At 67.9% G+C, this 6,540-nt stretch carries 6 protein-coding genes; 2 read left to right on the forward strand and 4 right to left on the reverse strand.

The genetic code is table 11. The features are described 5' to 3' along the window. Window positions 1-93 precede the first annotated feature (93 nt). From LI94_RS19635 to LI94_RS19650, 4 genes are all read right to left on the reverse strand, one after another. Window positions 94-990, reverse strand: a complete 897-nt coding sequence (locus tag LI94_RS19635; RefSeq protein WP_024442736.1) for an alpha/beta hydrolase — start codon at window positions 988-990, stop codon at window positions 94-96. A gap of 22 nt (window positions 991-1,012) precedes the next feature. Continuing rightward, window positions 1,013-2,104 carry an inositol-3-phosphate synthase gene (locus LI94_RS19640; RefSeq protein WP_024442735.1) on the reverse strand — a complete coding sequence of 364 codons (1,092 nt, stop codon included), beginning with the start codon at window positions 2,102-2,104 and terminating at the stop codon, window positions 1,013-1,015. A 79-nt stretch (window positions 2,105-2,183) separates the two neighbouring features. Then, entirely contained in the window at window positions 2,184-2,783 is a 600-nt protein-coding gene (locus tag LI94_RS19645) for a PadR family transcriptional regulator (RefSeq protein WP_024442734.1), read from the reverse strand. A 125-nt stretch (window positions 2,784-2,908) separates the two neighbouring features. Beyond that, complete coding sequence (locus LI94_RS19650) at window positions 2,909-3,760, reverse strand: DUF1707 domain-containing protein (RefSeq protein ID WP_082105827.1); 852 nt, start codon at window positions 3,758-3,760, stop codon at window positions 2,909-2,911. A gap of 112 nt (window positions 3,761-3,872) precedes the next feature. Between LI94_RS19650 and LI94_RS19655 the strand changes: the two genes are divergently transcribed. Both LI94_RS19655 and LI94_RS19660 read left to right on the forward strand, forming a co-directional pair. Further along, on the forward strand, window positions 3,873-4,298 hold the full coding sequence (locus LI94_RS19655; protein ID WP_024442732.1) for a DUF5318 domain-containing protein: 426 nt from the start codon (window positions 3,873-3,875) through the stop codon (window positions 4,296-4,298). 91 nt (window positions 4,299-4,389) lie between these two features. Further along, window positions 4,390-6,540: transglycosylase domain-containing protein (locus LI94_RS19660; RefSeq protein ID WP_239651276.1), on the forward strand; the 2,151-nt coding region annotated here is incomplete at its 3' end.

A 6,540-nucleotide genomic window follows, 5' to 3' on the forward strand; every position in this document is an offset into this window, starting at 1 on the left:
AGCCTCGCTGAACCGCCGGTGTCGCTGCGGCGATTCCAGCTTCGCCTCTCCTTCGTCGAGCCTCGCTGAACCGCCGGTGTCGCTGCGGCCGTCTCAGCTCCGGTTCTCGGCGAGGGCCATCCGAAGCAGCTCGACCAGGACACGAGGCCGATCACTTTGTACGGAGTGTCCGGCACCGTCCACCACGTGGGTGGTCAGCCCCGGCGAGCGTTGGGTGAACTCGGCGACGTCGTCGGCGGTGACGAAGAACGAATCGCCGCCGCGGATCAAGGTGGTCGGCGCGGTGATCGCCGAGACATCGGTCCACAGCTCGGTGAAGTCGCCGACCGAGCGGATGGTGTCGTAGCGCCACGTCCAACTGCCGTCGGGCAACCGACGAGTGTTGTGGAACAGCCCGCGTCGCAGGGACTCCACATCGCGGTGCGGCGCCGCGGCCGCTGTGACGGCCAGCAGCGACTCGAACTCGGGGAAGGTCCGGTCGCCTTGGGCCAACGCCACGGTTCCGCGGTCGGCGGCACTCATCTCGGCATGGCGCTGCAAAGCCGACGGCGTCACATCCACGATCGCCAACCGGGGCACCAGCTCGCCGGCGGTGGCCGCCAGGCGGATCGCGGTCAGCCCGCCCAGCGACATACCGACCACCAATTCGGCATCGGAGGCCAGCTCCTGCAGTACGGGCGCCAAAGTGGCGGCATTGCGCTGCGGTGAGTAGTCGCCGTCCGCACGCCACGCCGAACGGCCATGGCCGGGCAGGTCCACCGCCAGCGCGGGCTCGCCGAGCCCGAGGATGACGGTGTCCCAGGTGTGAGCGTTCTGCGCGCCGCCATGCAGGAACACCACCCGCGGCGGCGCCGAACCCCAGCGCAGCGCACTGACCTCACCGGCCTCGATCCGCTCCACGTCGAGCAACGGACCGGTCAGACCGGCCTGCTCGGCGTTGCCTCCCAAGAGGGCGAACTCCGAGAGGCCGGCCAGCTCGTCGTCAGTCATGTGCGGTGCGCAGCGGCGGCCGCTAGCCGACGATGAATTCCTCGAGCTGGGCGCGCGCGACGTCGTCCGCCAGCTGCTTGGGCGGGCTCTTCATCAGGTATGCCGACGCCGGCAGGATCGGTCCGCCGATGCCGCGGTCCTTGGCGATCTTGGCGGCACGCACCGCGTCGATGATGATGCCGGCCGAGTTCGGCGAGTCCCACACCTCGAGCTTGTACTCCAGGTTCAGCGGCGCGTCACCGAAGGCGCGGCCCTCCAACCGCACGTAGGCCCACTTGCGGTCATCGAGCCAGGCGACGTGGTCGGACGGGCCGATGTGGACGTTCTTGTCCTCGACCTTGCCGGCCAGCGAGCCGGTCAGGTTAGAGGTGACGGCCTGGGTCTTGGAGACCTTCTTGGACTCCAGCCGCTCACGCTCGAGCATGTTCTTGAAGTCCATGTTGCCGCCGACGTTGAGCTGGTACGTGCGGTCGAGGGTGACACCGCGGTCCTCGAACAGCTTGGCCATCACCCGGTGGGTGATGGTGGCGCCGACCTGGCTCTTGATGTCGTCGCCGACGATCGGCACGCCGGCGTCGGCGAACTTCTTGGCCCACACCGGGTCGGAGGCGATGAACACCGGCAGTGCGTTGACGAACGCCACACCGGCGTCGATGGCGCACTGGGCGTAGAACTTGTCGGCCTCTTCAGAGCCCACGGGCAGGTAGGAGACCAGCACGTCGACCTTGGCCTCGCGTAGGGCGGCGACCACGTCGACGGCCTCGACGTCGGAGACCTCGATGGTCTCGGCGTAGTACTTGCCGATGCCGTCCAGGGTCGGGCCGCGCTGCACGATCACGTTGGTGGGCGGCACGTCAGCGATCTTGATGGTGTTGTTCTCCGAGGCGAAGATGGCCTCGGACAGGTCGAAGCCGACCTTCTTGGCGTCCACGTCGAACGCGGCGACGAACTTCACGTCGCGGACGTGGTACGGGCCGAAGCGCACGTGCATCAAGCCGGGGACCGTCGAGGTGTCGTCGGCGTTCTGGTAGTACTGGACGCCTTGGACCAGCGAGGACGCGCAGTTGCCGACGCCGACAATGGCGACCCGCACATCCGTCGTTTGCTCAGTCATTTTCGACGCTCTCCTTTTTCTGCTTTCAATGCTGAAGTGCTGTGTTGTGTTGTCCCGATACCCGCGTCCGTATGCGGGGTCAGGGTTGTTCGGCGCGGTTCGATGCCGCCGGGTCTCTCCTCGCGCGCTGCGCGCGCTCGTCGCCCCCGGACGAGCCCTGCGATACGCGTTCGGCCGCGATCAACTCGTTGAGCCACTTGACCTCCCGCTCACTGGACTCCAGCCCGAGCTGGTGCAGTTGGCGGGTGTAGCGGTCCAATGAGTTGCTGGCCCGTGCCACCGCGTTGCGCAGACCTTCCCGGCGTTCTTCCACCTGCCGGCGGCGGCCTTCGAGAATCCGCATCCGCGCCTCAGCGGGGGTGCGGTTGAAGAACGCCAGGTGGACTCCGAAGCCGTCGTCGGTGTAGTTCTGCGGACCGGTGTCGGACACCAGCTCGTTGAACCGCTGACGCCCGGCGTCGGTCAGCCGGTACACCCGTCGGGCCCGGCGCACCGGGGTCCCCGTCGGCGCGGCGTCCTCGGCGATCACCCCGGCCAGCTGCATGCGCCGCAGCGCGGGATACAGCGAGCCGTAGGAGAACGCCCGGAACGCACCCAGCAGACCGGTCAACCGCTTCCGCAGCTCGTAGCCGTGCATCGGAGACTCGAGCAGCAAGCCCAAAATGGCAAGCTCAAGCACTCCAGTCACCTCCTGAGATGGTGTAGCTACGTCCGGTCGACGGTTCGCGCCATAGTATCGCGCCGATATAACCAAGCCCAAGTGGCCATTGTTCGCCGGGTGTTCAATAGCGTGAAACCCGCCGGTCAGGACGGGTAATTGATGCGCTTGACGGTTCCGTCGCCGGCGAAAGCGATGTAGCCGCCGCCGTAGTCGCTGGAAACGTACACCGACAGCGACAGCGCCCCCGGTGTGGTGGGATCCCGCGCCGGATCGACGATCAGGTAGGTGCTTTTCACGTCGGCGGGTTTGATCCCGAGCGTCTCGGGAGCCCCGCGCAGGATGCCGACCGCGGCTTTCACGTCGAATGCGCCCAGATCGACGAGCACGTCATCGCTGCTCTTGGACGAGGTCGACGGGTCATCCCAGCCGCCGCGGTAGGAGTAGTCCAGTTTGCGGCGCTCTTCGGTCGGGTCGGGACGATTCAGCGATGCGTAGTCGGGGTAGACCACCAGCCGGTAGCCCATGGTGTCGCCGAACTTCTGCCGAGCCTGCTCCAGCAGGCCGGTCAGCCCGCCCAGGGACTGCAGCTGTCGTGGCGGGGTGAGTACCACCGGCGCGACGCCGTCCGGCTTGGCGCCAGGATCCGAGGTGAAGCTCAGCGGCGAGCTGGTGTTCCCGTACATCGCCCAACCGAGCAGCATTCCCGCCACCAACGCGGCGCCCAGTGCGCCCAGCGCCTTGACGGCGACACCGCGCACGCCGAACTCGGCGGGACCGCGCAGCGTCGGCAGCTTGACCGGCGCGGTCTCGGTCTGCAGGTCACCGACCAGGGAATGCAGGTCTCCCAGGGTCACGGCGCGGGTGGCCGCGCTGATGCGCTCCTGGTGTTCGGCGCTGGACACCTGCCCCTGGGCCAGAGCGCTGTCCAGGATTCGGCAGACGTCGTCCCGGTCGCTGTCTTTGGCCCGAGTGCCCGCGGTCTGCCGTGTCGCCACGGCGACGATAGTAAAAGAAGGCCGCGCCGCGTTGACGCCGAATCCGCCGGTTGGCGCCGGTTGGGGGCGTTGATCGCCACCGCCGGTGAGCACCCGACGTACTCTGGTGACCGTGCGATTGCAGCGACAGGTAGTGGACTACGCGCTCCGGCGACGTTCCCTGCTGGCCGAGGTCTACTCCGGGCGCACCGGGGTCACTGAGGTGTGTGACGCCAACCCCTATCTGCTGCGCGCCGCGAAGTTCCACGGCAAGGCCAGTGCGGTGGTCTGCCCCATCTGCCGCAAGGAGCCCCTCACCCTGGTGTCCTGGGTGTACGGCGACCAGCTCGGAGCGGTCTCGGGCTCGGCGCGTACCGCCGAGGAACTGGTCCTGTTGGCCACCCGGTTCTCGGAGTTCTCGGTGTATGTCGTCGAGGTGTGCCGGACCTGCAGCTGGAATCACCTGGTGAAGTCGTATGTGTTGGGCCTCGCGAGCCCGCCCAAGGGATCCCGCGGTCGACGGCCGGCACGCAGCGGAGCCCGTACCGCCAGTGAGTAAACATCACGACGACGGGTCCGATGCTGGCTCGGCCCGGCCCTCCGACGCCGGCCGCCGCCCACCGTCGGGACCTGATGACCGGCAGACCACGATCATTCCGGCGGTCGACGACGCCGTGACGGCCGACCTGCGGGACCCGATCGACGCGGTCCGGGCGGCCCTGGACGGGGCTCCTCCGCCCCGCGAGCAGGCGTTGAGCGGACGGATCCCGCGGCGCGAGCCGCCGCCGGAGAAGCCGACCGCGCCGCCCCCGCGGCGGGCTGAGCGCTCCGCTCCCACCGATGCACCGGTCGCGCCGAATCCGCTGGAGTGGCTGCGTGCACATCCGCCGAACTGGCGATGGATCCGGCGCGGCCTCGGTATCGCTGTGGTGGTGATGCTGTTGTTGCCGGTCATCACCTTCGCTATGGCCTACTCCATCACCGACGTACCCTCACCCGGCGACATCCGGACCAACCAGGTGTCGACGATCCTGGCCAGTGACGGGTCCGAGCTGGCCAAAATCATTCCGCCGGAAGGCAACCGCGTCGATATCGATATCAACCAGGTGCCGGTCTACGTGCGTAACGCGGTGTTGGCGGCCGAGGACCGCGACTTCTACTCCAACCCGGGATTCTCGGTGTCGGGCTTCGCCCGCGCGATCAAGAACAATCTGTTCGGCGGCGACACCCAGGGCGGTTCGACGATCACCCAGCAGTACGTCAAGAACGCGCTGGTCGGGTCTGAGCGGGCCGGCATGGGTGGATTGGTCCGCAAGGCCAAAGAGCTTGTGATCGCCACCAAGATGTCCAGCGCGTGGCGCAAAGACGATGTGCTGCAGGCTTACCTGAACATCATTTACTTTGGCCGCGGCGCCTACGGGATCGCCGCGGCGTCCAGGGCCTACTTCGACAAGCCGGTGGAGGACCTCGACATCGCCGAGGGTGCGCTGCTGGCCGCACTGATCCAGCGGCCGTCCACCCTGGACCCTGCGGTCGACCCCGAAGGCGCCCTGGACCGGTGGAACTGGGTGCTCGACGGCATGGTGGAGACCGGAGCCCTTTCCGCCAGTGAGCGTGCCGCCCAGGAGTTTCCGCCCACCGTGTCACCCGAGCTGGCCCGCTCCCAGAACATCACCACCGGACCCAACGGGTTGATCCAGCGGCAGGTGACCCAGGAGCTGCTCGAGCTGTTCAACATCGACGAGCAGACGCTCAACACCCAGGGCCTGCAGATCACCACCACCATCGACCCGGCGGCGCAGGCCGCCGCCGAAGACGCGGTGGCGACGTACCTCAAAGATCAGATTCCCAACATGCGGACCGCGGTGGTGTCCATCGACCCGCGTGACGGCGGAGTGCGCGCCTACTACGGGGGCTCCGATGCCAACGGTTTCGACTTCGCCCAGGCCGGGTTGCAGACCGGGTCGTCGTTCAAGGTGTTCGCGCTGGTGGCCGCGCTCGAACAGGGCATCGGTCTGGGCTACCAGGTCGACAGTTCGCCGCTGACCCTCGACAACGGCCGCACCAAGATCACCAACGCCGAGGGTGAGGGCTGCGGTGTCTGCAACATCGCCGAGGCGCTCAAGCGCTCACTGAACACCGCCTACTACCGGCTGATGCTCAAGCTCAAGAACGGGGCGCAGGACGTCGCCGACGCCGCGCATCAGGCCGGGGTCGCGAAGAGCTTCCCCGGCGTGCCGCACACGCTGTCGCAGGACGGCGGCCCTCCCGAAGGCGGCGTGGTGCTCGGCCAGTATCAGACCCGGGTCATCGACATGGCCTCGGCGTACGCCACGCTGGCGGCCTCCGGCACCTATCACCCGCCGCACTTCGTGGAGAAGGTGGTCAGCGCCGACGGCCGGGTGCTGTTCGATGTGCGGACCTCCGAAGACACCGGTGAGCAGCGCATCCCCAAAGCGGTCGCCGACAACGTCACCTCCGCTATGCAGCCCATCGCGGGATGGTCGCGTGGGCACAACCTGGCCGGCGGACGGGCGTCGGCGGCCAAGACCGGTACCACGCAGCTGGGCGACACCGGTGCCAACCGGGACGGCTGGATGGTCGGCTACACGCCGTCGCTGTCGACCGCGGTCTGGGTGGGCACCACCGGGGGAGACGAACCCCTGGTGAATCAGTGGGGTGGCCCGGTCTATGGCGCGGGCATTCCGGCGGACATCTGGAAGGCCACCATGGACGGCGCCCTGAAGGGCACCCCCAACGAAACCTTCCCCACGCCTACCGAGATCGGCGGTTACGCCGGC

The sequence above is a fragment of the Mycobacterium sp. UM_Kg27 genome (assembly GCF_000972905.1).
Taxonomy (GTDB): domain Bacteria; phylum Actinomycetota; class Actinomycetes; order Mycobacteriales; family Mycobacteriaceae; genus Mycobacterium.